At 68.7% G+C, this 23,962-nt stretch carries 20 protein-coding genes and 1 tRNA gene; 13 read left to right on the top strand and 8 right to left on the bottom strand.

What is annotated here, in order from left to right; translation table 11 throughout:
* Window positions 1-47: 47 nt before the first annotated feature.
* The 3 genes from WFH00_RS08490 to WFH00_RS08500 are packed head-to-tail and all read left to right on the top strand — an operon-like array spanning window position 48 to window position 3,146.
* Window positions 48-773 (top strand): FadR/GntR family transcriptional regulator, encoded by a 726-nt coding sequence (locus tag WFH00_RS08490; RefSeq protein ID WP_336660371.1) that lies wholly within the window; start codon window positions 48-50, stop codon window positions 771-773.
* Window positions 770-2,317, top strand: coding sequence for a gamma-glutamyltransferase family protein (locus WFH00_RS08495; protein ID WP_336660372.1), 1,548 nt, complete (start codon window positions 770-772; stop codon window positions 2,315-2,317). The genes WFH00_RS08490 and WFH00_RS08495 overlap by 4 nt, the downstream gene beginning before the upstream one ends.
* Before the next feature lie 46 nt (window positions 2,318-2,363).
* Window positions 2,364-3,146 (top strand): sulfite exporter TauE/SafE family protein, encoded by a 783-nt coding sequence (locus tag WFH00_RS08500; protein WP_336660374.1) that lies wholly within the window; start codon window positions 2,364-2,366, stop codon window positions 3,144-3,146.
* A gap of 584 nt (window positions 3,147-3,730) precedes the next feature.
* Here WFH00_RS08500 and WFH00_RS08505 read toward each other — a convergent pair.
* The 5 genes from WFH00_RS08505 to WFH00_RS08525 are packed head-to-tail and all read right to left on the bottom strand — an operon-like array spanning window position 3,731 to window position 8,963.
* Window positions 3,731-4,579 carry an ABC transporter ATP-binding protein gene (locus WFH00_RS08505; RefSeq protein WP_336660375.1) on the bottom strand — a complete coding sequence of 283 codons (849 nt, stop codon included), beginning with the start codon at window positions 4,577-4,579 and terminating at the stop codon, window positions 3,731-3,733.
* A complete protein-coding gene (locus WFH00_RS08510; protein ID WP_336660376.1) occupies window positions 4,576-5,382 on the bottom strand; it encodes an ABC transporter ATP-binding protein in 807 nt (268 codons plus the stop codon). The genes WFH00_RS08505 and WFH00_RS08510 overlap by 4 nt, the downstream gene beginning before the upstream one ends.
* Window positions 5,379-6,260, bottom strand: coding sequence for an ABC transporter permease (locus WFH00_RS08515; protein WP_336660377.1), 882 nt, complete (start codon window positions 6,258-6,260; stop codon window positions 5,379-5,381). The genes WFH00_RS08510 and WFH00_RS08515 overlap by 4 nt, the downstream gene beginning before the upstream one ends.
* Window positions 6,257-7,342 carry an ABC transporter permease gene (locus WFH00_RS08520; protein WP_336660378.1) on the bottom strand — a complete coding sequence of 362 codons (1,086 nt, stop codon included), beginning with the start codon at window positions 7,340-7,342 and terminating at the stop codon, window positions 6,257-6,259. The genes WFH00_RS08515 and WFH00_RS08520 overlap by 4 nt, the downstream gene beginning before the upstream one ends.
* Before the next feature lie 19 nt (window positions 7,343-7,361).
* Window positions 7,362-8,963 (bottom strand): ABC transporter substrate-binding protein, encoded by a 1,602-nt coding sequence (locus tag WFH00_RS08525; protein ID WP_336660380.1) that lies wholly within the window; start codon window positions 8,961-8,963, stop codon window positions 7,362-7,364.
* 315 nt (window positions 8,964-9,278) lie between these two features.
* Between WFH00_RS08525 and WFH00_RS08530 the strand changes: the two genes are divergently transcribed.
* The 7 genes from WFH00_RS08530 to pheA all read left to right on the top strand — a co-directional run bounded on the left by WFH00_RS08530 (window position 9,279) and on the right by pheA (window position 16,570).
* Complete coding sequence (locus tag WFH00_RS08530; RefSeq protein WP_336660381.1) at window positions 9,279-10,037, top strand: IclR family transcriptional regulator; 759 nt, start codon at window positions 9,279-9,281, stop codon at window positions 10,035-10,037.
* 26 nt (window positions 10,038-10,063) lie between these two features.
* The gene (locus WFH00_RS08535; RefSeq protein WP_336660382.1) at window positions 10,064-11,779 is read left to right on the top strand and encodes a hypothetical protein; all 1,716 of its coding nucleotides are present in this window, start codon (window positions 10,064-10,066) and stop codon (window positions 11,777-11,779) included.
* Window positions 11,776-12,504 (top strand): hypothetical protein, encoded by a 729-nt coding sequence (locus WFH00_RS08540; RefSeq protein WP_336660384.1) that lies wholly within the window; start codon window positions 11,776-11,778, stop codon window positions 12,502-12,504. The genes WFH00_RS08535 and WFH00_RS08540 overlap by 4 nt, the downstream gene beginning before the upstream one ends.
* Complete coding sequence (locus WFH00_RS08545) at window positions 12,501-13,496, top strand: dipeptidase (RefSeq protein ID WP_336660386.1); 996 nt, start codon at window positions 12,501-12,503, stop codon at window positions 13,494-13,496. The genes WFH00_RS08540 and WFH00_RS08545 overlap by 4 nt, the downstream gene beginning before the upstream one ends.
* Complete coding sequence (locus WFH00_RS08550; RefSeq protein ID WP_336660388.1) at window positions 13,493-13,876, top strand: RidA family protein; 384 nt, start codon at window positions 13,493-13,495, stop codon at window positions 13,874-13,876. Before WFH00_RS08545 ends, WFH00_RS08550 begins: the two co-directional genes overlap by 4 nt.
* 64 nt (window positions 13,877-13,940) lie before the next feature.
* The gene (pgm, locus tag WFH00_RS08555) at window positions 13,941-15,581 is read left to right on the top strand and encodes a phosphoglucomutase (alpha-D-glucose-1,6-bisphosphate-dependent) (protein ID WP_336660390.1); all 1,641 of its coding nucleotides are present in this window, start codon (window positions 13,941-13,943) and stop codon (window positions 15,579-15,581) included.
* Window positions 15,582-15,610: 29 nt separating this feature from the next.
* Window positions 15,611-16,570 (top strand): prephenate dehydratase, encoded by a 960-nt coding sequence (pheA, locus tag WFH00_RS08560; protein ID WP_336660392.1) that lies wholly within the window; start codon window positions 15,611-15,613, stop codon window positions 16,568-16,570.
* Here pheA and WFH00_RS08565 read toward each other — a convergent pair.
* Entirely contained in the window at window positions 16,539-17,582 is a 1,044-nt protein-coding gene (locus tag WFH00_RS08565; RefSeq protein WP_336660393.1) for a diacylglycerol/lipid kinase family protein, read from the bottom strand. The two genes, pheA and WFH00_RS08565, sit on opposite strands and share 32 nt — an antisense overlap.
* Window positions 17,583-17,639: 57 nt before the next feature.
* On the opposite strand from WFH00_RS08565, the gene serS reads away from it, so the two are divergent.
* From serS to WFH00_RS08580, 3 genes are all read left to right on the top strand, one after another.
* Entirely contained in the window at window positions 17,640-18,914 is a 1,275-nt protein-coding gene (gene serS / locus WFH00_RS08570) for a serine--tRNA ligase (protein WP_336660394.1), read from the top strand.
* Window positions 18,911-19,810, top strand: a complete 900-nt coding sequence (locus WFH00_RS08575) for an HAD family hydrolase (RefSeq protein WP_336660396.1) — start codon at window positions 18,911-18,913, stop codon at window positions 19,808-19,810. The genes serS and WFH00_RS08575 overlap by 4 nt, the downstream gene beginning before the upstream one ends.
* Before the next feature lie 149 nt (window positions 19,811-19,959).
* Window positions 19,960-20,050 (top strand) — tRNA-Ser (locus WFH00_RS08580).
* Between the two features lie 42 nt (window positions 20,051-20,092).
* Here the strand turns inward: WFH00_RS08580 and WFH00_RS08585 are convergent.
* Together WFH00_RS08585 and WFH00_RS08590 are read right to left on the bottom strand one after the other, a co-directional pair.
* Window positions 20,093-21,388, bottom strand: coding sequence for a glycosyltransferase (locus WFH00_RS08585; protein ID WP_336660398.1), 1,296 nt, complete (start codon window positions 21,386-21,388; stop codon window positions 20,093-20,095).
* The gene (locus tag WFH00_RS08590) at window positions 21,385-23,874 is read right to left on the bottom strand and encodes a glycosyltransferase family 4 protein (RefSeq protein WP_336660400.1); all 2,490 of its coding nucleotides are present in this window, start codon (window positions 23,872-23,874) and stop codon (window positions 21,385-21,387) included. Before WFH00_RS08590 ends, WFH00_RS08585 begins: the two co-directional genes overlap by 4 nt.
* Window positions 23,875-23,962 lie beyond the last annotated feature (88 nt).

Raw genomic sequence — 23,962 nt, forward strand, 5'->3', positions numbered from 1 at the left:
ATATTCCGCACTGTCGCGGAGCTGAAAACGAACGAACGGAGTCGAAGATGGATTGGAACTCGGTGGGTCACGCAGTGACGCTCTCCCTCCCGGACCGCATCTCGGTTGATCTTGAACGCCTGATCCTCGAAGGGGAACTTGCCCCGGGAGAGAAGTTGCCCGCGGAGCGCGAACTCGCCCAGCACTTCGGAATCTCTCGAGTGTCGGTGAGAGAAGCACTGCGAGAACTGGAGAACCGAGGCTTCATCGATCGGAAGCCCGGTCGCGGCACGATCGTGCTGAAGCCGGGTGAGCGCGCGACGACGCTCGAGAGCGCGATCGGGATCGCTGCCACGCTGAACCCGGAGCTTCACGAGATCATGGAACTGCGCGCCATCATCGAGCCGCCCATTGCACGCATCACCGCATCGCGCGCCACCCCGCGCGACGTCGCGCAGCTCCGGGAACTCGTCGAGTCGATGGAAAGCGACGTGTCGAAGGAACGCTACGCCGACCTCGACCGAGCGTTCCACCAGGCGATCGCGCAGTACGCCCACAACCCCCTGCTCGCGCTCATCAACGAGCACATTGCGAGCCAGATCGCGCCGAGCCGCGCGGGCCGGTACCAGACGAAGGCTCGTCGACAGGCGTCAAGCGCCGCGCACCGCCGCATCTTCGAGGCGATCGCAGACGGCAATGCCGAGCTTGCCGAGCAGGAAGCGCGAGCGCACGTGCTCGATATCAGCAATCAGATCGCCGAGGCGGCGACAACGAAGGGAACGAAGCAGCAGTGACCGCAGCATTCGGCGCGAAGGGCGCCATCTCGACCTCCCACCACCTCGCGACGGAGGCGGGCGCAGCCGCACTCGAAGCGGGAGGCAACGCGATCGACGCTGCCCTCGCCGCTGCCGCAACACTCTGCGTGGTCTACCCGAATAACGTGGCGCTCGGCGGCGACCTCGTCGCGCTGGTGCGAAGCCCAGAGGGCGAGGTGCGCTTTCTCAACGCGACCGGCGTGGCCCCCGCCGGGCAGACGCTCGAGGCGCTTCGCGAGAAGCACGGCGACGCGCTTCCGCTCCGCGGCATCGACACGGTGACCGTCCCGGGTGGCATTTGCGGTTGGAATTCGCTGCATGAGTACGGGGCGAAGCTGAGTTGGGCGGATCACTTCACCGCAGCCATCAAGCACGCCGAAGAGCACCCCGCGGCTCGTTCCATCGCGGCCGCACTTATCGATGATCGCGAGACGCTCGAGCAGGATCCGGGCGCGCGTGCCATCTTCTACCCCGGCGGCGAGCCCCTCGGCGAAGGGGAGACCGTGAAGCAGCCCGCGCTCGCTGAAACACTGCGGCGCATCGCGGCGGGCGGATCCGCTGAATTCTACGAGGGGGAGACCGCGCAGAAGTGGATCGCGGGCCTCCAGCGCCTCGGCTCGAAGATCACCGCCGAGGACGCCGCGAACTTCAGCGCCTTCTGGGGCGAGCCGCTCGAGGGCAGCTTCGATGGGCTTCGCGTGCTCACCGGGCCGCCGAACACCTCCGGCTTCATGCTGCTCCGCGCGCTCAACGCGATCTCGGGCGCCGACGGTGGCGCCGGCATCGAGGATCCGCTGGGCGCCGGGGCGGGCGAGCTCGCGAAGGCGTTCCACGCGGCGAACTCGGTGCGCGCGGCCGCCCTTGCGGACTCCGATTTCGGTGGCTTGAGTGGCGAGGAACTGGTGCAGCTGCCGGATCCGCACTTCCCGGTTATCGGTGAGGCGAAGGCGAGCGGCGACACTGTTGGTTTCGCGGCGATCAGCGCGGACGGCTGGGCGGTTTCGTTCATCAACTCCGTGTACTGGAGCTTCGGAGCCCACATTCTCGAGCCCGATACCGGCATCGTCTTCCAGAACCGAGGCACCTCGTTCTCGCTCGACCCCGAGGCGCCGAACCGCTTCGCAGGTGGCAAGCGGCCGCGCCACACGCTCATGCCCGTGCTCATCATGCGCGGAGATGAACTCGCCTGGGTACCCGCGACGATGGGCGGATCCGCACAGCCGCAGATCCACGCGCAGCTCCTGCTGCATGCGCTCGCGGGCGCCACCCCGGAGCAGGCCACGCACGCACCGCGCTGGATGGTGAACGAGCTGAGCCCGGAGAATGGAGTGTCGGTGATGATCGAGGAAAACGTGGACGCCGCCGCGCACGAGTCAATCGCCGCCGCCGGTTTCGAAGTGAACGTCGTGCCCCGGTACACCGAAGATCTCGGGCACTCGAACCTCATTCGTGTGCTCCCCGATGGCTACGAGGCAGCGAGCGACCCGCGATCCGACGGATCCGCAATCGTCGTCCCCGCCTAACGCAACGACTGGAGTTCCACGCAGCATGACGAAAGTACAAGAGATAATGAACCCAGAGACCGTCCGCCCCAGCATCTTCCCGCTGCTCCTCGTCGGCATCGCCGGCGGACTGCTGTCGGGCCTCTTTGGGATCGGCGGCGGCACGATCATCGTGCCGGCACTGGCGCTGTGGCTCAGCATGCCCCAGAAGCTCTCGGCAGGCACGTCGGTCGCGGCGATCCTGCCCACCGCGATCGTGGGAGCTACGACCTACGCCATTCAGGGCCATGTGGACTGGATCGCAGCGATCTGCCTCGCGGTCGGCATCATCGGTGGTGCGCAGCTCGGTAGCCACCTGCTGCAGAAGCTCCCCGTCGGGTTCGTTCAGTGGGCTTTCATGGCCTTCTTGGCGGTTGTCATCGTGAGCCTCTGGTTCGTGGTGCCCGAGCGCGATGACTCGATCGAGCTCGGCGTGCTGAGCGTGATCGGGTTGATCGTGACCGGTTTCATCACGGGCATCCTCTCCGGCGTGCTCGGCGTGGGCGGCGGCGTCGTCGTGGTGCCGGTGCTCATGTTCTTCTTCGGGTCGAGCGACCTCATCGCGAAGGGCACGTCGCTCCTCATGATGATCCCGGGCTCGATCTCTGGCACGCTCGGCAATCTTCGTCGGAAGAACGTGGACCTGCGCGCCGCGGCCTTCGTCGGTCTCGCCGCCTGCATCTGCGTGCCGATCGGGTCGATCTTCGCGGTGTGGATCGATCCGTTCTGGGGCAATGTGGCGTTCTCGCTCTACCTCGTCTTCATCCTCGGGCAGATGCTCTTCCGCAAGCTCCGCAAGAAGGCCGCGTAGGGGGCGGGTGCGCGCGCACGGAGGGCTCAGTAGGTGATCCTTTGCGCACGAGTGTGATCGCGACCTCGGGGCCAACCTTGAAGCGCTCATTGACGCTGCCGATAGAGCACGAGTCGCGAACGGCGCGAATGCGGGCGCGCAGACGCCGATCGCGAACGCGGCGTGGTTCATAGATGACGCGGGCGAAGTCCTCGCACGCCACCGCAAGACTCAGCTTTTCGGAAATCTCGATCGCGACCTCTGCGTGCCGGGGGAGCGATCTGTCACTGCGATTGCACCAGTCGCCGGGAGCGGACCCTCGTGGTTCGGACCCGTCGCGTCGGCGTTGGCCAAGATGAACCTCGCCCCCTCGACGACGATCTGGATCGCCTTCGTGATCGTCTCGAACGAGTAGTTGCGGGTCTCCCCGGCGACCATAAAGTCGGGGTCCGACTCGGTCGTTACGCTGCATCGTGCATGGTGGTCAGGATCCCCAGCCTCGCCCATCACGAACGCCGAGCCTCCGGGCAGTTACTGCTTCAGAACGCCGATAGTCCGAACGTGTCAACGCGTGTTTTCGCTGCGCGGCGGCGGATCGCAGCCCGCTACCCCTCCCGTCCGACGAGTGCCGGCACCGCACCGAGTAGTTCGCGCGTGTAGGGGTGCTCCGGTGCCGTCCAGACCCGCTCGGTCTGTCCCTGCTCGACGAAGACGCCCGCCCGCATCACTGCCGTGCGGTCTGCGATCGTCGCGACCACGGCCAGATCGTGCGAGATGATGACCATGCCGATCTGCAGGTCGTCGACGAGGCGGCGCAGCAGTTCACCGACGTGCTTCTGCGATGAGGCGTCGAGCGCGGAGATCGGTTCGTCGGCCACGATCACCTTCGGCTTGGCGAGGAGCGCCTTCGCGATCGCGATGCGCTGCCGTTGGCCGCCGGAGAGAGCGTGCGGGTAGCGGTTGCGCAGTTCCGGGTCGAGCCCGACTCGTTCGAGCACATCGGTGATGTCGGCGAGGCGCTCCTCCATCCCGAGTGCGTCGCCCCGAGCGCGGGCCGCCGAGTTCCACACCTCTTCGAGTTGCTGCACGATGCGGCGTCGCGGGTTGAGCGAGGCGTAGGGATCTTGGAAGACCATCTGCAGCGGGACGAGTCGTGCGGGGCGGCGGCGGATCGGCAGCGGCGTCACGTCCTCGCCCAGGAAGCGGATGCTGCCACCTGAGAGCCTGTTGATGCCGACGAGCGCTCGCGCGAGCGACGACTTGCCGCAGCCGCTCTCGCCGACGATACCGACGATCTCGCCGGGGTGCACGTCGAGGTCGACGCCGTGCACGGCGACGAAGCGCCCCTTGCCCTTCACCCGGTAGCTGACGACCGCGTCCGTCACCTCGATCAGCGGTTCGGCGATCACCGGCTCTGCGATCGGCGGCTCTGGGGTCAGCGAGCGTTCGGTCATGAGACTACCTCCTCGGGAAGGGGCCACGGCACCTGCGGCACCGCATCGAGCAGCACTCGCGTGTAGGGGTGCTGCGGAGAGCGGAAGATTCGATCGGAGTCGCCCGCCTCGACGATCTCGCCGGTGCGGAAAACGTTGAGGCGATCTGCGATCGTGCTGAGCATCGCGAGGTCGTGTGTGACGAAGATGATGCCCATCCCGGATTCGCGTCGCAGTTCGTCGAGGAGTGCGATGATGCCGGTGCGAATGTTCGCGTCGAGCGCGGTGGTGGGCTCATCGGCGATGAGCAGCTTCGGGTCGCACGCGAGTGCGATCGCGATGGAGACGCGCTGCTTCATCCCTCCGGAGAGCTGGTGCGGATACTGGCTGAGCAGGCGTTTCGGTTCGCGCAGGTGAACCCGCTCCATCAGCTCGATCGCCCGGGCCTCGGCCGCGGCTCGCGAGAGGCCGAGATGCAGCCGGACGTGGTCGGTGAGTTGTTCCCCCAGTTTCAGCATGGGATGCAGACTCGACGAGGGATCCTGCAGCACCATCGCGATGTTGGTGCCGCGCGTGCGCTCCCATTCGTGCTTCGTCTGCGTGAGGAGCTCGCGCCCGTCGAATCGGATGGAGCCGTCGGCGACGAGTCCGTCGGGCAGCAGCCCGAGCAGTGCGAGCCCGGTCAGTGTCTTGCCCGACCCGCTCTCACCGACGACACCGACGACCTCGCCGGCCTCGACGGTGAAAGAGACCTCGTCGACGAGCGGCGACCCCGCGCCACTGGCGCGCTGGACCGTGAGGCGGTCCACGTGTAGGAGGGTCATGACCCGGCTCCGTTCTCGCTCAAACGCGGTTCGAGATTGTCGCGGATCGCATCGCCGATGACGTTGAAGGCCAGCACGACCGAGACGATCGCGAGACCGGGTGCGACGGCGAGCCACCACTGATCGAAGTACTGCACGGCGCCCGAGATCATCGAGCCCCATTCGGGTGTCGGCGGTACCGCGCCGAGCCCCAGGAAGGAGAGCCCGGCGAGGAAGAGGATCGCGGAGCCGATGTCGAGCATCGCGAGGACGAGCACGGAGCCGCTCACCGCGGGCAGCAGGTCGACGATGATCGAGCGGAAGGGGCCTACGCCAGAGAGGCGGTTTGAGAGCACGAACTCAGACTCGCGCAGTGCGAGCACGATGGATCGGACCGCGCGGGCGTAGGCCGGCCACCAGCTGATCGCGGCGGCGATCACAGCGTTCTGCACGCTCGGTCCGAGCGCTGCGGCGATAGCCATCGCGAGGATGATGCCGGGGAATGCGAAGACCAGATCGGCGACGCGCATCAGGATCTCGTCGATCCACCCGCCGAAGAACCCGGCGATGAGGCCGATCGCGGTGCCGATGAGGGCGGCCGCAGCGACGATCATGAGGCCGTTCGGGATCGAGGTGCGCGCGGCTGCGAGGGTTCTGCTGAGGTTGTCGCGCCCGAGCGCGTCGGTGCCGAGCAGCGCGGTCGAGTCAGGCGGAGCGAGGGCGGGCCCGACCGTTGCGAGCGGGTCCTGTGGGGTGAGCGCGGGGATGAGGATCGCGGCGAGCCAGGCGACCAGCACGGCGCCCGCGGCGATCATCGAGGGCGTGCGGAGCCATGCCGGAACGCGTCGCCGAGACCGTTCGGGCATGGCGATCATGGAGATGACGTCGGTGCGGGTCATTGGAGTCGGATCCTCGGGTCGAAGGCCGACGCGAGCAGGTCGGCGGTGAAGTTCACGGCGAGGAAGATCACTGCGATCACGACGGAGATGCCGGTGATGGCGGTGACGTCGAGGTTCGTCGCCGAGCGGTAGGCGTATTGGCCGAGCCCACCCCAGGCGAAGATCTGCTCCACGTAGACGGTGGCGGCGAGCAGGAACCCGAAGGAGAGCGCCGTGACGGTGATGATCGGGCTGGAGGCGCTGCGCACGGCGTAGCGCATGAGCACACGACGGCCGGGGAGGCCCTTCACGCGGGCCGCCTTGACGGCGTCGGTGTTAAGCCCGTCGAGTACGGCGCTCCGGGTGAAGCGGAGCACCATGCCGAGGTTCGAGAGGGCGAGGATCGTCGCTGGCAGGATGAGGTGGGCGACTGCCGACCCCCACGCGCTCATATCGCCTGCGAGGAGCGTGTCGATCGTCATGAAGCCGGTGACGCGCGGCGGCGGGGTGTCGGAGGCGTCGAGCCTGCCGCTGCCCGGGAGCCAGCCGAGCTGGCGGAAGAAGAAGGTCGAACCGATGAGCGCGAGCCAGTAGGTGGGGAGGCTGACGCCGACGAGCGAAACGACGCGGGCGAGGTGATCGGGCCAGCGGTTGCGCGCGTAGGCGGCGACGATGCCGAGCGAGACGCCGATGAGTACAGAGAGCACGGTGGCCCAGAGCACGAGCTCGAGTGTCGCGGGGGCATACTTGGCGAGGTCGGCGGCGATCGGCTGCCCGGTCTGCTGCGAGATTCCGAGGTCGCCTCGGAAGAGCCCGCCGAGGTAGCGCAGGTACTGCTCCCAGACGGGGAGGTCGAGTCCGAACTTCTCGCGGAAGGCGGCCACCGCCGCAGGGTTGGAGAGCGCCTGCTGGCTGAGGTTCGCAGTCTCGGGGCGGAGCGGCACGAGTACGCCCAGCCCGAAGGAAACGAGCGTGATGCCGAACAGGGTGATGATCGAAGTGCCGATGCGCCGGAGCACGAAGCGGAAGTATCCGCCTCCGCCGCCCGACGCCGGGGCGGGCGTCTGAACGTCCGCCCCGGTCTCGGAAAGGGTGTGAGTCACGATGGGAATCCTCGTGCGGCTAGTTGATCTGCGAGAGGTTAATGGCGGCGAGCGGATCGTGGCTGACGTGTCCGACGCTGCTCGAAGCCACCAGGAAGAACGACGGCTCGAGCAGGAAGGCGAACGGAGCCGCTTCGTTCATCGATTCGTTCCACGCGGTGAACGCGGCTTCGCGGTCGTCGCCCGTGGCGACGCGTGCCGCCTCGGCGAGTTCGGCCGTTTCGGGCGCGGCGTCCGCCGGCCAGTGCACGCGCTCGCCGATGAGGCCGCCCGGTGCGAAGACGAGCTCGTCCGATGCGTCGGCCGTGTCCGGAGGCCAGGACCACAGGGCCATCTCGGTCTCGCCGTCGACGTAGCGCTGCAGCGAGGTCGAGGTCGGCGTCGGGTTCAGCGTCACCTTCAGGCCGATGCCTTCGAGCTGCGTCTGCAGACCCTGGGCGAGCGTGTTGTAGTCGATTCCCGCGAGGCGGGTGTAGTCGTTCGCGTAGTCGAGCGAGATCTCGGTGCCCGTCTTCCCGGCGTCGGCGAGCAGCTTCTTGGCCGCCTCGGGGTCCGACTGGGGGCCTTCACCCTCGGGCAGTGCTCCGATCATCATCGACGGGATGATGCCGGTCGCCTCTTTCGCACCTGCTCCGACGAGCGTGCGCAGCGCCTCGTAGTCGATGCCGGTCTTGATCGCTTCGACGATGTCGGGGTCGTCGGTGGCCGCGCCGTCCTTCTGCGAAAGTGCGAGGTAGAGCACTTCCGGCGACGAGGACGATTGCACCTGCAGCGCGTCGGACTCCATGCCCTCGGCGATGCGCCCCGGGATGTCGAGCGCGATCTGGCTGTCGCCGCCCTCGATGTTCGCCTTCTGCTGCTGGGCGTTGTTGACGTTGCGGATCACGATGCGGTCGTACGCGGGAGCCTCACCCCAGTAGTTCTCGTTCTTCACGAGCACGATCTGTGCGTTCGTGTCGTAGCTCTCGAGCGCGTACGGTCCGCTGCCCGCGCCGTTGGCGGGCTGCGTGAAGAACTGACCCGCGGTGTCGGTGTCCGCGGCGTCTTCGGCGTCGGTGCCTCCCGCGGCCCGCACGGCTTCGTCATCGACGATCGCGAGCGGCGGCGCGGTGAGGGTGTGCTCGATGTAGGGTGCGGGGTTCTCGGTGGTCAGCTTCACGGTGCGCTCGTCGACTTCGGAGACGGTGATGCCTTCCATGCGGTAGGCGGGGCTTGCCGCGAGGTACTTGAGGCGGTTCAGCGAGAAGACGACATCGGCGGCCGTCACCGGGTTGCCGTTCGCGAATGTCGCATCGTCGCGCAGTGTGATCGTGAACTCGGTGGCGGCGTCGTTCGCGGTGAGGGACTCAGCGAGAAGTGGTTCGGGCTCGGCGACGTTGTCGATGTAGGTGAACAGAGTCTGATACAGTCCGCTCGCGGTGATCGCATCGGTGACCTGGAAGATCGTGGCGGGGTCGATCGACTGGGCGGTGAACGCCTGGTCGATCACGAGCGTTCCGGACTTCTCCGTCGAAGCACCTCCACCCCCTTCGGCGCTGCTCGAGCAGCCGGTGACGGCGAGGGCTCCGGTCAGCAGGAGAGCGCACGCCCCCACTGCTTTTCGCATTGGCTTCGATGCCATGACGCGATTCCTTTCAGTGTCGGGGTTGCCTCGAGATGCACCCATTCGACGCGAGGACTTGCCAGACCTCGTCGTCCAAACTAGTGTCAACCATATCGTGACAACTGCTTCGATTTTGCGAGGCAGTGAGAGCGATATTACCGGTCGAGACTGCGTCGTCAAGAGAAAACTCTGAATCGTAACCTCGGATGGCAGGGTATAGGGCGAGCAGGGGCCGCAAAAAAGTAAGTTGACGAATCCCGCGTGACTGGCTAGTTTCATGTCATTCAGTGCGCGGATCTGTCATAAATAAGTTGACAGACGAATGGAGAAACGATGACTGAGAGTGACAGAGGAACCAGCGGTACGGCACCGCTGACCTCGAATCTCAAGCTGCTGCGCCTGCTCGAGGAGATCGCGAAGACGAGCGCCCCCTTCGGTGTCTCAGAGATCGCGCGCCGAGTCGGCGGATCGCGTTCGATGGTGCACCGTCAGCTCGTCACGTTGGTGGCAGCGGGCTGGCTGCAGACCGATTCGCAGGGAGCCTACTCGCTGACTTTCTCACCGGTGCGCGTGGCCCAGGCGGCGCTGCGGCACGCCAGCGTCGACCAGCGCATCGCCGAGGAACTCACGCGCATCGCGAGCGAACTCGGCGAGGGCACATCGCTCGGCACCCTCGACGGCGACTCGGTCACCATCGTCGGGCGCGGCCTGCCTCCGCGCAACGTGCACGTGTCGCTCGAGCACGGGCAGCGCTTCGGCATCGCCGGCAGCGCGCTCGGATCGGTGCTCGCGAGCTACCTGCTCGACGAGGAGGTCGAGCGGTACCGGCGCGCGCACGTGGAGCTCCCCGCGCCGGCAGAGCGCGCGAAGGTGCGCAGCGCAGGCTACTCGATGCTCGTCGACGACGAGTTCGATCCGATCGAGGTCGTCGCAGTGCCCGTGGGTCGCACGCCCGGTCGAGTGCGCTTCGCGCTCTCCGCGCACTGGCCGCACGGCCGTACCAAGCCCGACCACGTGCTCTCGACCCTCGAGGCGGGAGCACGTGCAATCGAAGACCTGACCGTGCAGAGCGCGGGAATCCTGCTCACCTGACTCATCCCCATCACGAAGGAGTGCCGATGTCCACCACGCCACCGATCGCCGAGGTTCCCCGCCGGATCCTCGACCCAGATCTGCTTCTGCAGCCGACCCGGCTGCAGTCGTTACCTGCGAGTCGAATCTCGGCGGGGCGCAGCCTGCTGGAGAAGATGCAGCGCGAGGCGTGGACGTTCGAGCTCGTGCACTTCGACATCGACGCACACGCGAACGGCGAGGCATTATATCGCGTGCACGCTGGTGACGGGAAGATCTTCGACTTCGTCATCTTCAGCTTCGAGCCCACGCTCGAGGGCCGCACGGGCCGGATCACGGGCCAGAACTGGGACATGATGGGAGCCCTCATCGAGGGGCCCACGACCGCTGAGGATCGGGCCATTACCCGCACCGAGCTCCCGAAGCTCTACGCGGGGCGAGCCGTGCCGGGAACCCTGACCTGGGCCCGCTCGAACCGGAGCTTCCGCGCGTTCGACCACGCGGTGCAGGCGCTCGCCGAGGGGCGGCAGCCCGACACCCGGGCACTCTGGGAGGTCGGGTACCTTATGCGCAACACGGGCCTGGACGGCAACGGCACGTTCCTCACGCGCTCCTTCCTCACACTCGAGGCCGACCACCCGCTGCGATTGCCGTTGCACGCGCAACTGCTGTCCGCGTTCATCATGCGCGAATTCGCGTCGGATCTCGTAGAGACGATGGCCAAGCACCGGAATGAGCAGGCCGTGGTGCTCGACCGCGAAGTGCGTCGCATGATCGGCATCGGCAACGGCTCGGCGCTCGGGCTGCTCTTCTTCGTGAACACGCATCCGATGCTCATCGGCACGTGGCTCGAGCAGCGGCAGACGCTGCTCGCCGAGGCTACGCAGCTGCCACTGGTGCAGCACGCCGAGACGACAGTGCAGTATCGCGAACTGCTGGAGCGCGCGTCCGAGTTCACCCGCGTCGATCCCTACGTCTACGCGCGGTTCGACGACCCGCACCGGGTCTCCGAGCAGCTCGACCGGGCCATCGAAGTGCTCGACGAACTCCTGGCCCGCGGCGCGACGTCCGGCGCCGAACTGCTGGGCCGGCTCGACGGCGTCATCGGCGATGAAGCGTGGGAGCTGGTCGCCGCCAATCTGCTCGAACTGCTTCCGTACGAGCGGATTGTCGAGGCGATCGAGGGCGGCATCCGCTCCGAGCAATTCGTGGCCGAGGCGGATATGCCCCTCACCGAGCTGCGCGCGATCATCGAACGCGACTACTCCTGGGCGCTGCAGATCGACATGGAGGCGCCCGGGGCGCGCGAGTACGTATGGTACAAGTCCGCGGACGCGGAGGAGCCGCGGCGCGGACCCGCCTCCGAGGTGAGCGGCGGCCGCAACTGGGCGCTGGATCTTCCGAGCGACGTGCAGGCGCTCGATGCGGCGATGCGCGCGACCGATCACGCGAACGTCGGAGGACTGCTGCGCGAACAGCCGGAGCTCCGCGCCACGATCGAGCGCATCCAGTCGCTCCGCGACTTCCGCTACCACTCACCCCACATGAACATGCTGGGCGACGACTTCGTGCCGGTGTCGATCGTGCGCTTCATGAACTCGGCCGTGCACGGCCTGCTGCGGACCGTCGACGAGGGCGACGACCGCAACGTGCTCGGCCTCATCTACCTCGGCGCCCCGACCGCCGCCGACCTCAACGAGGGCCTCGAACTCGAGACCCGCTACCCCCAGATGCCTGTGACCACGATCGGAGCTGCACGATGACGACCGAGATGCGGGCCTCCGCACGAGAGATGCGCCACATGGTCGGGCGCTACCTGCACGCCCGATCCTGCCCAGGGCACGCGGTCAATGCCATCCGCGATGCCATCATGGCCGCTCAAGCCGAAGGGGTCGACGCGGTCTCCGAGATGGAGCGGGTGCGCAACCACTACGACGGCGCGCGCACGAGCTTCGACGTGAGCCGCGACGGGGACACCGTCGTGCTCGACGGGCGCGGAACGCCCGCGATCCTCCTCGCGCCGGCGCTCATCGACGAGCTCTCACTGGCAGTCATCGCGGGCGCGAAGTGCGTGCGGGTCGTCAGCACCCCCGGCATCGGGATCGCGGCGGCCCTCGGGGAGTACGCCGCCGTGCGCGGCGTGGCGTTCGAGATCGAGCAGTCCGCTGGTGGCGCAGACGCCGGTGGAGATACTGCGATCCTCACCCCGACCCACACGCCCAGGACACCGGTGCGCCCCGCAGAATCAGCGGCGGGGCCGGCGATGCGTCGGATTCTGCTCGAGGGGTACGTCATGGACGCCGACCAGTTCTGGCGGCTCTTCCACGAGTCGAACGAGGCGCTCACCCCCGATTCCGAGCTGTCGCGACGGCACGCGGGATCGCAACTGTACGACGAGGACGGCAATCTGCTCGGCGAGGTCAGCGAGGAGACCTATCTGCACCTGCGCCGCGACGAGAACGACCCCGAGCGGGCGGTGCTCGCATGATCGGCGCGCCAGTGATCGACGGATTGCAGTGCGGGCGGTACGACCGTGACGTGCTCGAGCAACTCCGCGATGGTGGGGTGCGGGCGGTCACGATCACCGCCTCGTTCTGGGAGGACGCGCTCGAGACGATGGACGTGCTCACCGGCTGGAACGACACCGTGCGCGAGCACGGCGACGTCGCGCTCATCGCTCGGACCGGTGCCGACATCGACGAGGCGGTGACGTCGGATCGCGTGGCGATCGTGTTCGGGACTCAGAACTCATCGCTCTTCAACGACCGCATAGGTTTCATCGAGCACTTCTGGAACCTCGGCGTGCGCGTGGTGCAGTTGACGTACAACATTCAGAACGCGATCGGCTCCTCCTGCTACGAACCCGTCGACACCGGGCTCTCGCGCTTCGGGCACGAGGTCGTGGAGGAAATGAACCGGGTGGGCATGATCGTCGACCTCTCGCACGTGGGGGAGCGCACCTCGCTCGAAGCCACGGAGGCGTCGCAGCGGCCGGTTGCGATCAATCACGCGAACGCGCGTTCGGTCTACGATCACCCGCGCAACAAGGGGGACGACGTGCTGCGCGCGCTCGTCGCGAACGGGGGCGTGCTAGGCGTCTGCACCTACAACAACATCGCGGGCGAGTACGCGGCGACGCTCGACGGCTCCGCAGAACTCGTCGCGAAGCACGTGGAGATGCTCGGCATCGACCACGTCGCGTACGGATCGGACCTCGACCCGAACTCGCCCGCCGACAACCTCACCTGGATGCGCAACGGCCGATGGAGCCGCAAGGTGCAGCACGGTGCATCCCGGCCCGACATCGCCCCCCCGCCACCGGCGTGGATCGACAACTTCGATTTCCACAAGTTTGGGGAGGTGCGCGATCGCCTCGTCGAGCGCGGCCTGCTCACTGCCGAAGAAGCCGGGCAGGTGTTCTTCGGCAACTGGAAGCGGCTCTACGACGACGGATTCGCGCCGGCCGGAGCACTCGCGTGAGCGCGAGCGTGCGGCGCGTCCCAGCCGAATCGAACGGTTCGCTCTCGTCGAGCGTCACCGTGATCGGCGATACGGCGTACACGACCGTCATTCCTCTCGACGCGTCGGGGGAGCTCGTCGAGGGCATCACCGCTCAGTCGGAGGCAGTGATCGACGCGCTCGAAGCCGACCTCGGCGAAGTCGGCGCCGGCCTGGGCGACATCGCGCACCTGACCATCTACCTGCGCGATCTGGCCGAGAACAGGGCGGCGTTCAACGATGTATACGCTCGGCGTTTCGGCTCCCGAGTGCCGGTGCGCTGCGCTGTCGGCGTGGCGGAGCTCGCCAGGCCGACCATGCTGGTCGAGCTCACCGCCATCGCTGCAGTGCCGCCGGCCTGACACTGCGGGGCGGGCGCGCGTAAAGCCCGCCCCGCGCCAACCGGGCGGCTGGCAGACTAGACCCATGCACGAACGAGCCGGCACTCCTGCGCGCCCCGAAGACCTGATCGACGTCGACGAACTGCTGCGAGCCTACGCCGAGATCGAGCCCGACCCGTCGGTGGCCCCGCAGCGCGTGGTGTTCGGCACTTCGGGGCACCGGGGCTCGGCGCTCAGCGCGTCGTTCAACGAGGCGCACATCGCGGCGATCAGCGCGGCGATCGCCGAGTACCGCGCTGAGCAGGGGATCGAGGGGCCGTTGTTCTTCGGCGCCGATACTCACGCGCTGTCGGCTCCGGCGGAGCGCACCGCGATCGAGGTACTGCTCGCGGCCGGCGTGCGGGTGCTCGCGGCCGCCGGAGAGGGCGACGCTGCCTTCGTGCCGACGCCGGCACTGAGCCACGCGATCCTGCGCTACAACCGCGGCCGCGCGGCCGACGACCCGGGCCGCGCCGACGGCATCGTCGTGACGCCGAGCCACAACCCGCCCCGCGACGGCGGCTTCAAGTACAACCCGCCGCACGGCGGCCCCGCCGACACCGACGCGACGAAGCGGATCGCGGCCCGCGCCAACGAGCTGCTCGAGGCGCGCACCGAGATCCCGCGGGCGAGCGGTGCAGCGGTCGCCGGCGTCGAACGTTACGACTTCCTCGGCGGCTACGTCGACACGCTGGGCGAGGCGATCGATCTCGAAGCGCTCCGTCGCGCCGGGGTGCCGCTCGCCGTGCACCCCCTCGGAGGGGCGAGTGTCGCGTACTGGGAGGCGATCCGCGATCGGCTCGGGATTGACCTCACCGTGCTCGGGCCCGGCGTTGACCCGCGCTGGGCGTTCATGCACCTCGACTGGGACGGCAAGATCCGCATGGATCCGTCGTCAGCGCACGTCATGTCGACGGTCGACGAGCACCGCGGTGACTTCGCGATCGTCACGGGCAACGACGCCGACGCCGACCGCCACGGCATCGTCACGCGCGACGGCCTCATGAACCCGAACCACTACCTCGCCGTCGCGATCGACTACCTGCTTGCGCACCGGCCCGACTGGTCGCCCCAGGCCGGCATCGGCAAAACGCTCGTCTCCTCGGGCATCATCGACCGCGTGGTCGCCGCGCACGGGCGCGAGCTGCTCGAGGTGCCGGTCGGCTTCAAGTGGTTCGTGCCGGGGCTCTCGGACGGGTCGGTCGTGTTCGGCGGCGAGGAGAGCGCGGGGGCGTCGTTCCTCTGCTTCGACGGCAGCGCCTGGAGCACCGACAAAGACGGGATCCTGCTCGCGCTGCTCGCGGCCGAGATCCAGGCTGTGACCGGTCAGTCGCCCTCGGAGCGATACCGCGATCTCACGACCCGCTTCGGGGACCCGGCTTACGCCCGCATCGATGCGGCGGCGACGCCCGAGCAGAAGGCGCGCCTCGGGGCGCTGTCGAGCGACGATGTCACCGACACGGAGCTGGCGGGGGATCGCATCACCGCTGTGCTCACCACCGCTCCCGGCAATGGCGCGCCGATCGGCGGGGTCAAGGTCGCGACCGAGCACGCCTGGTTCGCGGCGCGCCCCTCGGGCACCGAGGACGTCATGAAGATCTACGCCGAGTCGTTCCGCGGTCCCGAGCATCTCGCCGAGGTGCAGACCGCCGCGCAGGAGCTGGTGGAGCGCGCGCGCGGCGAGTGATGGGGGCGCGCGCCGGTACGCTAAGGAGCATGTCGCACGCCGCTGATGCCCCACGTCGCTACTCCTACCTGGGACCCGCGGGCACGTTCACGGAGGCCGCGCTCAAGCAGGTGCCAGAGGCAGCGGGGCAGGAGTGGCGTCCGGTCGAGAATCTCGGTGAGGCGCTGAACGATGTGGTGAGCGGTGCGAGCGACGCCGCGATGATCGCGATCGAAAATTCGATCGACGGGGGCGTCACGGTGGCGCAGGACGCGCTCGCGACGATCCCGGGGCTGCGCATCATCGGCGAGTATCTCGTGCCGGTGCGCTTCGTGCTCGTCGCGCGGCCCGGCACGGCGCTCGAAGATGTCAACGTGGTGTCGGGTCACCCCGTCGCCTACGCGCAGTGCCGCGCATGGCTCGACGAGGCTCGCCCGGCCCATCGGCACCTGCTTGCGACCTCGAACGTGCAGGCCGCGGCAGACCTCTTCGACACCGCAAAAGGCATCGACGCGGCGATCGCGCCCCCCGGCATCGAGGATCACTACGACGTCGAGGTGCTCGCCGAGGGCATCGCAGAGAACCCAGACGCCGTGACGCGCTTCGTTCTCGTGAGCCGCAGTCAGCCCGTGGGGGAGCCCACGGGCGCCGACAAAACATCACTGATCGTCGAACTTCCGCAGGATCGCGCTGGCGCCCTGCTTGACCTGCTCGAGCAGTTCTCGACGCGCGGGGTCAACCTGTTGCTCATCGCCTCGCGCCCCATCGGTGATCGCATGGGCCGCTACCGCTTCGTCATCGACGCGGAGGGCCACGTGAAAGACGAGCGGGTCGCCGATGCGCTGCTCGGTGTGAAGCGGTTCAGCCCGAACGTGATCTTCCTCGGCTCGTACCCGCGGGCGGATCGGGTGGCCGCGACCGTGCGCGACCTGCACGACGACGACACCTTCCGCGACGCGCGGGACTGGCTGCACGGCGTTATTGAGGGGACTCCCGACGGCGACGCGTAGAGCGTGACGCCGCGATCGTTCGTTCGCGCCACTCGGGCAGCACGCGCACGGTGAGGGCGCCCGGATCCACCTCGCCGCTCACCGACAGTGCGAGCCCGAAGTCGTCGCCGTCGAGCTGCACCGGCTCAGGCTGCGGGACCGCGAGGGCGTAACGCTCGGCACGGAGATAGCTGACGCTCCGGGTATCGTGGACGAGGTCGATGATCCGCCGCCCCGCGCGCGTCCGCCGCAGCACCCCGTTCTCCCACCCGATCTTGCGCCAGATCCGCAGCCACGAGAACGCGCCGAGCGGGTGCAGGGCGACGACGTCGAGCTTGCCGTCGTCGAGCTTCGCGTCGGGAATGAGCAGCACCCCGCCCGGCATGTATCCGCAGTTGCCGATCATCACGGTATAGACCGACATCGGCTTGATCGGCGAGCGATCGACGGAGTAGTGCACGTGCAGCGGCCGGTCCTTGATCATCGTGCGCACCCCGGCGTCGACGTACGCGAGCCAGCCCAGTCTCTTCTTCAGCGTCGACTTGGTCGCGGAGATCGCGCGAGCATCGAGGCCCATGCCGGCGAGCACGAGGAAGACGTGCTCGTCCTCGGACTCGTCGGCGCGAACGATGCGCACGAGACCGAGATCGATCGCGCGGTTCTGACCGGTGAAGGCCGCGCGAACCACCTCGTCGACCCGGTTCAGCGGGGCGCCCAGGTTTCGGGCGAGCAGGTTGCCGGTGCCCTGCGGCACGACGGTGAGCGGGATCCCCGAGCCTCTGAGCGCCTCGGCCGCTGCCCGGATCGTGCCGTCGCCACCGCTGGCGAGCACCACGTTCGCGCCGTCGGAGATCGCGCGCCGCGTCGCCCCCACGCCTGCGTCCTCGGCGTGCGTCTCGTACCAGCGCGTCGCGCCCCAACCCGCCGCCTGCTCCTGGTGCGCAACCGCGGCCCGCAGCGCCGCGAGATCCGTCTTGAGCGGGTGGTAGACGACCGCGGCATTCGGGAGGTGATGCGCGGAACTGGCGGCCATGCCTCCAGCGTAACGGCGCCCGGCCGATCCCGAGCCCGCCCCGGTAAGCTGGTGCGCGTGATCGATCCAGTACTGCTCCGCAACGATCCCGAGGCCGTCAAGCGTTCGCAGCGCGCACGAGGTAACGACGAGGCGGTGGTGGATCAGGCGCTCGCCGCAGACGCAGTGCGCCGGGCGGCCCTCGGCGAGTTCGAGACGCTCCGTGCCCAGCAGAACGAGTTCGGCAAGCGCGTGAAGTCGGCACCGAAGGACGAGAAGCCGGCGCTCATCGCCGAAGCGCAGCAGCTCGCGGCGAACGTGAAGGCAGCGGACGCTCGCGCGAAGGAAGCGGAGATCGTCTTCGAGGATCTCGCGCGCCGCATCGAGAACCTCGTCATCGACGGCGTGCCAGCGGGCGGCGAGGAGAACTTCGTCACGCTGCGCACCGTCGGCGTACGGCCGAGCTTCGACTTCGAGCCGCGCGATCACCTGGAGCTCGGTGAGATGCTCGGTGCGATCGACATGGAGCGCGGCGCGAAGGTGTCGGGCGCGCGGTTCTACTTCCTGCGCGGCGTCGGCGCGCGCCTCGAGCTCGCGCTCATGAACCACGCGCTGAATCGGGCCCTCGAGCACGGCTTCACGCCGCTCATCACGCCGACGCTCGTGAAGCCGGAGATCATGCAGGGCACGGGCTTCCTGGGCGAGCACGCCGACGAGGTCTATCACCTGCCGGCGCAGGATCTGTATCTCACGGGCACCAGCGAGGTGGCGCTCGCGGGGTACCACTCGGACGAGATCTTGGACCTCTCGGACGGGCCCCTGCGCTACGCCGGGTGGTCGACGTGCTACCGCAGCGAGGCGGGTTCGCACGGCAAGGATACGCGCGGGATTCTGCGCGTGCACCAGTTCAACAAGCTCGAGATGTTCGTCTACACGGACCCCGCTGAGGCTGAGGCCGAGCACGATCGCCTGGTCGCCTGGCAGGAGGAGATGCTGCAGTCGCTCGGGCTCCACTACCGCGTCATCGATGTGGCCGCGGGTGATCTCGGTTCGAGTGCCGCGCGCAAATTCGACATCGAGGCCTGGGTGCCGACGCAGGACGCATACCGCGAGCTCACGTCGACGAGCAACTGCACGACGTACCAGTCGCGGCGGCTGTCGACCCGCTACCGCACCGAGAGCGGTAAGACGGCGCCGGTGGCGACGCTGAACGGCACGCTGGCGACGACGCGCTGGATCGTCGCGATCCTCGAGACGCACCAGCAGGCCGACGGGAGCGTGCGCGTGCCCGAGGTGCTGCGCCCCTACCTCGGCGGCCTCGAAGTGCTGACGCCGACCGCGGTGACCCGATGACGGGGTCAGCTCTGCAGCTTCCGCGTGTCGCGAAGGGCGAGCGACACCTCATTGCGCTCGATCTCGACGGGACAGTGCTGAACCACGGGTTCGGGGCTGGTGCCGGTGATGACCCCGCGGGCGGGCACATCGATCCTGACCTCTCCGAGGCGATCCGCGCGCTGCACGAGGCGGGGCACGAGGTGGTCATCGCGACGGGGCGCTCCGTCGATGCGACGCTCCCCATTGTTGAACGGCTGCGGATCCGCCCCGAGTGGGTGGTCGCCGCCAATGGCGCCGTGACGCTTCGACGCGATCCGCTCGCGCCCCGCGCGTACCGTCACGAGTTCGTTGAGGCCTTCGATCCGAGCGATGCCCTGCGGAAGCTCCGCACCGCGCTCGTGACCGCGCGCTTCGCGGTGGAGCTCGCCGAGGGCGGATTCCTCTACACGGAGGAGATCCCCGGTGGCACGCTGCCTTCGAATCAGCGGCGCGTGCCGTTCGAGGAGTTGCTCGGGGTGCAGGCGACGCGCGTCGTCGTGGTGTCGCCGGATCACCGCCTCGAGGAGTTCCTCGACGCCGTGAACACGATGGGGCTCACGCACGTGTCGTACGCGGTCGGCAGCACGTCTTGGCTCGACATCGCGCCCGACGGGGTTACGAAGGCGAGCTCGCTCGAGGTCATCGCTTCGCACCTCGGCATCGACGGCTCGCGCGTCTTCGCGGCTGGCGACGGGCGGAACGACATCGACATGCTGCGCTGGGCGGCGCGGCGCGGCGACGCGGTCGCGATGGGGCAGGCGGTGGCCGAGGTCCAGGCGGTCGCGAGCCGCGTCACCGGTACGATCGAGGAGGTCGGGCTGCTCGCTGCGCTGCGGGATCGGTTCCCCGCGCTCGCGGTATTGGCGCGCCGCTGAAGGCTGGCGGTGCTGTTGCGCGGCTGAGCTGCTTTCGGGGCGCGGTGCTGGCTGGGAGCGCCGGGACGCCCGGTTCTGTTGAAGGCCGAGAGCGGCCGTGCGCCGGGTGCTGACGCAGCCCCGCGATCCGCGCTGCTAAGCTCGTTCGCGGAGGGTTGTCCGAGCGGCCGAAGGAACTTGTCTTGAAAACAAGCACTGGGTAACCCCCAGTCAGGGGTTCAAATCCCCTACCCTCCGCCACAGGCCCCGGTGTTCACGCGCCGGGGCCTTTTTCGTGCTCGGTCAGGCGCGGGCGGTCGCGAGGTGCTCGTAGACGAGCTCGGCGCCGGTCACGGCGGCGAATCCGCCCGCGCGCGGCGAGCGCGCACGAGCGAGCAAGGCGTCCACCGCCTCAGCGAGCTCGGCGGGCGTCGCTTCGTTCGGCGTGAGCGCGGCGGCCAGCCCGGCCTCCTCGAGCGCGTGCGCACCCGCGAACTGGTCCGTGGAGAACGGCAGCACGACGAGCGGCACGTCGAACGCGAGCGCCTCGGTGATGCTGTTGTTGCCGCCGTGCGTCACGGCCGCGGCAGCGTGCTCGAGGAGCGTCACCTGCGGAAGGAACTCGCGCACGAGCCACGCGTCGGGGATGGGACCGAGCTGCTCGACCCGCGTCGATCCGTGCGCGATCGCGGCCCGCATCCCCCGCGAGCGGAGCGCCTCGGCCACCCGAGCGAGCACGTCACCGCGGGCCGAGAGAAAGCTGCCGAAGCTCACGTACACGAACGGCTCGTCGCTCTGCGAGAGCCACTCCTGCACCTCGGCGTCGGGCGTCTCGGGCCGCAGGGATGATCCGATGCAGACGTGCGGCGGGAGCAGCGCGCTGCGCTCGGGCGACATCAATTCGCTCGGGTAGTTGAATACGAGCGAGTCACCGTGCTCGGCGAAGGCATGCTCCGAGGGCGCGGCGCTCGGCGCCAGCTCGTGCAGTGCGCGGTTCCACTCCGCGGTGAAGCGGTCGCTCACCTCGGCGCAGAGTCGACGAAGATCGCTGAGCTCCTCGGCCGACGGCGAGAACGCGCGCGGCCACGCGGTCGGGAACCCGTACAGCTCACCCGCGGCGGGAATCGGCAGCGCGGTCGGGTGGCCGAGCACGACGTCGATGTGGGGGACGCCCGCGGCCGTCAGTGCGAGTCGCGCGCTGAACGCGAGGTGATCCACCATCACAGTGTCGGGAGCAACCCGCTCGACGATTTCAATGACCCTCCGGCCCGTCGCCACGGGCTCCCACATCAGGTCGTGCAGGCGCGCGCGGGCCTGGAAGGCGAGCGTTTCGATCATGCCGGCCCGGGTCGCGTCGAAGAAGCCGCGCAGCATGTCGTCCTCGCCTCGCGGCTGCTCCTCCGCGCGGATCGTGCCCGGGTTCGAGCCCTGGCTGAGCTGCAGCGGTTCGTGCCCATAGCCGAAGGACTCCACGATGGGGCGGGTGGCGGATCCGGTGGCCACGACCACCCGCTCGCCGCGATCGATCCACGCGCGGCCGAGCGAGGCGAGGGGGGAGAGGTGCGAGGCGTAGTCGGGGCTGATGATGAGGAGGGTCATGCGAGGCTTTCCTGCGTTCGGGGTGCGGGGGCGCTTTCGGGAGCGCTTGGGGACGCGCGCAGCGTCGGGAAAAGGGACGCGACCGGCGCGCTCGGATCGAGGCGCGAGTGCTCACTCGCGGCAGGGGCGGCGGATCGGCTGGCGTGGGCGACCCCGCGCTCACGGCCCGTCGCGAGTGACGCATAGACGTGGGCGAGGCGCGAAGCCATCGTCGCGATCGAGAAGCGCTCGCTGACGACGGTGTATGCGTGATCCGCCCGCTCTTCTGATGCGGGTTGAGCCGCCGCGTCGAGCGCCTCACCGAGCGACCGCCGGAGCTCTGCGCTGCTCGACGTGTCGACGAGCAGGCCGGTGCGACCGTGCTCGAGGTACGTCGCGGGGCCGCCGCGCTGCGGGGCGATGACGAACAGCCCCGTCGCCGAGGCCTCGAGGATCGCGAGCCCGAATTCCTCCTTGGCGCTCGCGCAGACGTACGCGCCGCGCGGTGTCGCGAAACCCGGGAGCCCGTAGCGCGCGACGGCGAGCCACCGCGCAGCGGTCGAGTGCGGGCGGTGGCCCGCGAGCAGCAGACCCGCGGACGCTTGTTGCTCCCGAGGGATGATCCGGTCGATCGCGTCGAGTTGCTCGGCCTCTTCGGGGGAGGGGCGCGAGAGGCCCCCGCCCACGATCAGAAGGTTGCAGCGCTCGCGGACCTCGGGGGCGGACCACGCCTCGACGAGCGCCGCCGTGCCCTTTACACGGTGCACGCGCCCGATGGTGATGAGGAGAGGCAGACCCCGGCGCTCGGCCGGGAGGCGCGAGAGGAGCTCACGGAGTTCGGCGATCTCCTCCGAGAGCTGACCTCGGCCCGCCGCTCGGCGTCCCTCCGCGAGCGCATCGTTCACGACGGTGAGGTCGATGCCCTCAGCGATGGGGCTGAACTGGCTCGGCCGCGCCTCGATATCGACGCCGACGAGGCGCTCCAGGTCACTCGCAAGACGTTCACGAGGCATGAGCACCGCGTGGTCGGCGCGCTGCGCGAGCTCCCGCACGAGCCATGCCCGGAACCACAGCCGCTCCGCCTCGTCGCGCTCCCCGAAGTTCCGCCGAGTGAGGGAACCCGCCTGATCCATCGACTCGATGAGAGCGTGCGGATCGGGCGCAGCCGTGAACACGACTCGGATGCCGAGGCGCCGCGCCGCGTGCCATCCGGCGAGTGTGCCGACGTCAGCCATGCGGAGATGGATCGCGTCAAACGGCGCGTGCTGCCGCAGTGCTCGCTCGATGGCACGGCGCGCGGACACGTAGTTCGACCAGGAGTCCTCGCTGCTCGGGGCGTCGACCGCGAGCCGAACTTGAGCGTACTCGTGGGGTGGCGCAGCCTCGCCACGTGCGCCCGCGCTCGCGAACGCTCCGCTGTTGCCGCCTCTGACGGGGCCGCTCGTCGTGTCGCTGGCGCGGGAAATGGTGAGCACGCGCTCGACCCCGGCGGCGTCCGTGCCGACTCTCTGCGCATGCAGGGAGGGGTGCACGAGCGCGTCCCCGAGCCGCACTAACAGGGTGGCGATGCCGCCGTTGTTGCCGCTGCCGACCCTCCTGAGCTGTGGGTCGATATCCGCTCCTAGGAACACCTGCGCGACCGCTATGCCGCTATCGGCCGCGGCGGCTTCATGAGGTGCCCGTGACCGCGACGCGCGGCCATCGAGGTCGGCGAGCGCAAGATCCGCGCTCACGCGGAGCTGGCCGACCGCCGACTCCCGCAGCGCTTTCAGTGCGCAGATATGTTGCGGGTTCGCGTCACCGTCACCGAGCGCTGAGATAGCGGCGTCGCGCACGGCAAGCGGTTCCCGTGGGTCCTCTGCGATGCGGAGTGCGGCGTCGCGGGCGGCCTCCGTGCCCAAGAGTCCGAGGGCCTCGACGAGGCGGCGGCGGATCGTGGGGTCGGAAGCCGGGGCCGCCGCGACGCCAGGTGCCACATCCGCGTCTGCCCAGGCCGCCGACCCTGTCGGGCTTGCTCGGGGCGCGCGGGCGCCGGGCGCTGAGGCCGTGAGCGCCTCGCTGATCCGCCGCCCGATGCGGTCGCCCGCGACGGGTGCCCAGGTCTCGAGGGTGAGTTGCGCGAGCATGCCGGGGAGGCCGCCGCGTCCCACGAATCCGATCAGGTCGGCGAGCACGCTCTCGCGGTAGGGGCGACGCGCCCACGCCCACGCGGCGTGAGAACGGATGAAGGTGCGGCGATCCCGAAGCGCGGCCTCGAGCACGATGTCCATGGCGCTCCCCGGGATCCTCGCGATCGCATGCACCGCGGCAATTGCGAGTGCGTCGTCATCGGACGCAAGGAGTATCGCAAGCTCCTCCTCTACCGCGGGCACCTCGGACCCGCCGGCCGCGCCCGGCCCGACCTCGGCGCCCGCCTCGATCGCGTCGCCGAGTTTGTGCGCGAGGGCGAGCACTCGTGTGAGTCGCGGCTCCTCGCGTATCTCCGCGAGCAGGGCTGCTGGGTGCATGCTGCGGCCTTTCTCTCCCGATTAGCCGCCGCACATCAGAAACGCAACGCGAGGTAACTAATTCTTCTATTTACATAGATTCTAAGAT

Source organism: Leucobacter sp. USHLN153, from assembly GCF_037145615.1.
In the GTDB taxonomy this organism is placed as follows: Bacteria; Actinomycetota; Actinomycetes; order Actinomycetales; family Microbacteriaceae; genus Leucobacter.

Coding starts and splice junctions, on each gene's coding strand:
- WFH00_RS08525 (WP_336660380.1), bottom strand. CDS start 8,963: ATGGCATCGAAGCCAATGCGAAAAGCAGTGGGGGCGTGCGCTCTCCTG.
- WFH00_RS08500 (WP_336660374.1), top strand. CDS start 2,364: ATGAACCCAGAGACCGTCCGCCCCAGCATCTTCCCGCTGCTCCTCGTC.
- WFH00_RS08505 (WP_336660375.1), bottom strand. CDS start 4,579: ATGACCGAACGCTCGCTGACCCCAGAGCCGCCGATCGCAGAGCCGGTG.
- WFH00_RS08590 (WP_336660400.1), bottom strand. CDS start 23,874: ATGCACCCAGCAGCCCTGCTCGCGGAGATACGCGAGGAGCCGCGACTC.
- pheA (WP_336660392.1), top strand. CDS start 15,611: ATGTCGCACGCCGCTGATGCCCCACGTCGCTACTCCTACCTGGGACCC.
- WFH00_RS08540 (WP_336660384.1), top strand. CDS start 11,776: ATGACGACCGAGATGCGGGCCTCCGCACGAGAGATGCGCCACATGGTC.
- WFH00_RS08585 (WP_336660398.1), bottom strand. CDS start 21,388: ATGACCCTCCTCATCATCAGCCCCGACTACGCCTCGCACCTCTCCCCC.
- WFH00_RS08515 (WP_336660377.1), bottom strand. CDS start 6,260: ATGACCCGCACCGACGTCATCTCCATGATCGCCATGCCCGAACGGTCT.
- WFH00_RS08565 (WP_336660393.1), bottom strand. CDS start 17,582: ATGGCCGCCAGTTCCGCGCATCACCTCCCGAATGCCGCGGTCGTCTAC.
- WFH00_RS08510 (WP_336660376.1), bottom strand. CDS start 5,382: ATGACCCTCCTACACGTGGACCGCCTCACGGTCCAGCGCGCCAGTGGC.
- pgm (WP_336660390.1), top strand. CDS start 13,941: ATGCACGAACGAGCCGGCACTCCTGCGCGCCCCGAAGACCTGATCGAC.
- WFH00_RS08490 (WP_336660371.1), top strand. CDS start 48: ATGGATTGGAACTCGGTGGGTCACGCAGTGACGCTCTCCCTCCCGGAC.
- WFH00_RS08535 (WP_336660382.1), top strand. CDS start 10,064: ATGTCCACCACGCCACCGATCGCCGAGGTTCCCCGCCGGATCCTCGAC.
- WFH00_RS08575 (WP_336660396.1), top strand. CDS start 18,911: ATGACGGGGTCAGCTCTGCAGCTTCCGCGTGTCGCGAAGGGCGAGCGA.
- WFH00_RS08545 (WP_336660386.1), top strand. CDS start 12,501: ATGATCGGCGCGCCAGTGATCGACGGATTGCAGTGCGGGCGGTACGAC.
- WFH00_RS08530 (WP_336660381.1), top strand. CDS start 9,279: ATGACTGAGAGTGACAGAGGAACCAGCGGTACGGCACCGCTGACCTCG.